Genomic DNA, 2,980 nt, shown 5'->3' with positions numbered 1-2,980 from the left:
TCTTACCATAAAATGAGCAAAATTAAATTTAAAAAAAATATAATAAACTAATTATTTACCTCCCAACAAACGAGTGATTCCTACAAATCCGCTTTAGCACGCTTTTCTTTTAAAAATGGGGAAAAAAATCAAAATCAACAACGTTTAATTCTTTAAGATAACTCAAGTTTTCCTTAATGAATTTTTAGAAATTTTCGAATTTCCTCATGTTATCGTTGGACAGATGTCAAACAACGTGTTATTCTGATCATGGAATTTCGTTATCAACTTAACCGTTGCCTTTCGTTACGAATAACATTGAAAGGGGAATGACTATGACATTCTATAACACAGAACTACAATATCGAGTGACATTGGATACAAAACTAAACCTTTTTATCGTCTTTGATAAAAAAGATGCTAATCGTTTTGCAACTGGTGTGACAATCGAACAAGCTGTACAAGAATTGACTAAAACTGCATAAGGAGTTCATCCAAATGAAGGATACCGATTCGTACTGAAAGCACCTCGCTAAGACTAATAGCAGGTGCTTTCTTGTTTTGTTATGAGAAATCTTTTCATTCCTTCTTTTCGGATTTGTCTTCTTGTTCTTTCTTCTGCCCACTCTGCTGTTCATCCAACTGCATGATCTCATCGACTGATTCATCTTTCAAAAAAACTGAGAGTCCCTTGACTGCTAATTTTGTTTGTCGCATGACATAATCTTTTTCAAATTCAGCCATTTCATTTCTCCTTTTTTCTTTTAGTCTAACCGATTTTGCTCGTAAAATGAACTATTATTACGTCACGAAAAACCCGTCGTCAGCAAATTTTTAAGAGGTTGATTCCATCTCTCAACCAACTACTTGCTGATCCACCAACAACGACTTTCTCTTCACTGGCTTCTAGCACCACTCATCTAGTGATCCTAACGAAGTTTTTTCATCGTTATACATCTTTTATTTAGGTGAATGACATTTTTTTACATTGTTTTTGATAAAACAATACGATAGAATAACATTTGAGGTGACTACTATTCCAGACGCCATCATTGTGAAAAACAAATGGAACACCTTCTTCTTTGTTCTCTTTTTGAAAACTAGCAAGCAAAGTCTGTCGTTCAAAAATAATGAGAGGAGCTTGAGAATGAGAAACCTATCTAGAAAAAAGAGTCGATCACTGATTCGGCTACTCTGCTTATCGCAACTTCATATGCTCCTGTCTATTTGTTGTGTCCTGCTTCATTTTTTAGGGAAATTCCCCATCTTCCTATGGCTCTCTGCCATTTTCTTCATCAGCAGCCTTTATTGCTTGATTCAAGTTCGTCGTCGCTTAAAAATCTATCTTCGCGACCCCGATTTTTAGAGACCTTCCCTATTAAAAAGAAACCCATTTTTACCACTTATTACTTGCAACACCAGATTCAATCGCACTTCTCAAACCAACAAAATCACTGGAGCTTTTTGGAATGAAAGGGCGCTATCTTGGTTTTCAGTATTATCTTTTTGGAAAAAAGTGCTATCTTAGATCTTGTTTTCTGTTCACACAGATGAGTAGCAGATGAAATTTATTGCCAACTATTCTCTTAGTCTTGCTTAAATTTTTATAATATTCCGTTTTTCTTAAATGGTATACTTAAAAAAAGGAGTGATTGACATGTGGCTTTTTAGCATTATTTGGTACGCTTTTGTTGGTTTTTGTCTGTATTGGATTATAAGGCTTGCTGTTAAACATGGGATCAGCGATTCAAAAAAAAATTGATTTATTTCACTACTCTTCTCATTACACGTTGAAGAGTAGTTTTTTTAGTCTTTCGTTGGAAGGTGAACTCTCCAGCCTATAAGCTTTCCCATCGGACACTTGACTCATTTGAGTACCTGCAATTTTATTTTTTTACTATTTTTAGACGAGCTACCTCGATGTCTATTTTTTCTTTGGATTACCGCTAGTGATTGCAAAAAAATCTAGCCCTTCAAACTGGTCACAAACTAGAAAGCACCAACCGTTTTCGATCTTCCTTAGTTCAAATTTTTGGTTTTCCAAGTGGATAGTTCACCACCTGCACAATATCCTAATAGTTTTTTTGCTTATATGTTTTCGGCAATCTGAAAACCTCTTCTTTCTTGAATCTATCCCCCATGTTACTATCGGTATAAAGAAATCAGGAGGACACTATGAAGAAACATCCATCCGAACCCATCATGCACACCTTAATTGAGTTGCAACGAAAAGAATATTCTATCATCGCTGCCATTGTGGACAGCGGTAACAATATTATTTCGATCGGAAAAACGACTGTTTTTGATGAGCATGACCCAACAGCTCATTCTGAAATAAACGCAATTAGAAAAGCCTGTAAGCTTCTCAACTCCCATACATTACCCAAAGGTTATTGGCTATACACCACCTTCGAGCCCTGTCCTTTGTGCAGCTCAGCGATTACTTGTACAGGAATAGACGGAGTTGTCTATGCCAATAATCCAACTTATCGTGGTAAAGAGCAAAACTGGTCTTTCATATCCTGCGAAGAAGTTCTTCAAAAAGGGGCCTATATTCATGATGTTTCGTTAATTAAAGACTTTATGATAGACGAAATAAAAGACTATTTTATTTAACTCTGCGATTCCGTCAGATAGTAGGGTGATGTTGCTCCCTATTTTTACTCAACTTGCTATTTCTGATTCTTATTGATGGAATATAAAATTTTTTACAGTAGGATTCATGTAAAAATATAACTTTTCATTTTTAATCAAAGGTTGCATCACTAATTTTTAGTCTTGCTTAAGTGGACACACACATCAGCTTCTCCTATTTTTTTTCATCTTTTGGTCCTTTTATTGGGATTGTTCTATTCCTTTAACGTGATATGATTTCTTTAGGAGGCGATTTCATGAAATTTCGCAACATTAAAAATGTTGATCCGTCTTATCTGTCCATTAGTATATGTTTATTTATCATTGGAATTGGTAATAAATTTTTCTGGATTCCTGCAACTCTGTT

General features: G+C 35.1%; 3 protein-coding genes. 2 read left to right on the top strand and 1 reads right to left on the bottom strand.

All coding sequences use genetic code 11. The features are described from left to right. Nucleotides 1–314: 314 nt before the first annotated feature. Nucleotides 315–464, top strand: coding sequence for a hypothetical protein (locus tag Q0A12_RS13440; protein WP_003127849.1), 150 nt, complete (start codon nt 315–317; stop codon nt 462–464). A gap of 94 nt (nt 465–558) precedes the next feature. On the opposite strand, the gene Q0A12_RS13435 is transcribed toward Q0A12_RS13440, so the two are convergent. After that, nucleotides 559–723 carry a hypothetical protein gene (locus tag Q0A12_RS13435; RefSeq protein WP_291293143.1) on the bottom strand — a complete coding sequence of 55 codons (165 nt, stop codon included), beginning with the start codon at nt 721–723 and terminating at the stop codon, nt 559–561. Between the two features lie 1,431 nt (nt 724–2,154). Here Q0A12_RS13435 and Q0A12_RS13430 point away from each other — a divergent pair. Beyond that, nucleotides 2,155–2,595, top strand: a complete 441-nt coding sequence (locus Q0A12_RS13430) for a nucleoside deaminase (RefSeq protein WP_291293142.1) — start codon at nt 2,155–2,157, stop codon at nt 2,593–2,595. Nucleotides 2,596–2,980 lie beyond the last annotated feature (385 nt).

It is taken from the genome of Enterococcus sp. (assembly GCF_022711995.1).
Lineage (GTDB): Bacteria > Bacillota > Bacilli > Lactobacillales > Enterococcaceae > Enterococcus_D.
The sequence above is the reverse complement of the archived record's forward strand: the minus strand, read 5'-3'. Positions and strand labels throughout refer to the sequence as shown.

Coding starts and splice junctions, on each gene's coding strand:
- Q0A12_RS13440 (WP_003127849.1), top strand. CDS start 315: ATGACATTCTATAACACAGAACTACAATATCGAGTGACATTGGATACA.
- Q0A12_RS13435 (WP_291293143.1), bottom strand. CDS start 723: ATGGCTGAATTTGAAAAAGATTATGTCATGCGACAAACAAAATTAGCA.
- Q0A12_RS13430 (WP_291293142.1), top strand. CDS start 2,155: ATGAAGAAACATCCATCCGAACCCATCATGCACACCTTAATTGAGTTG.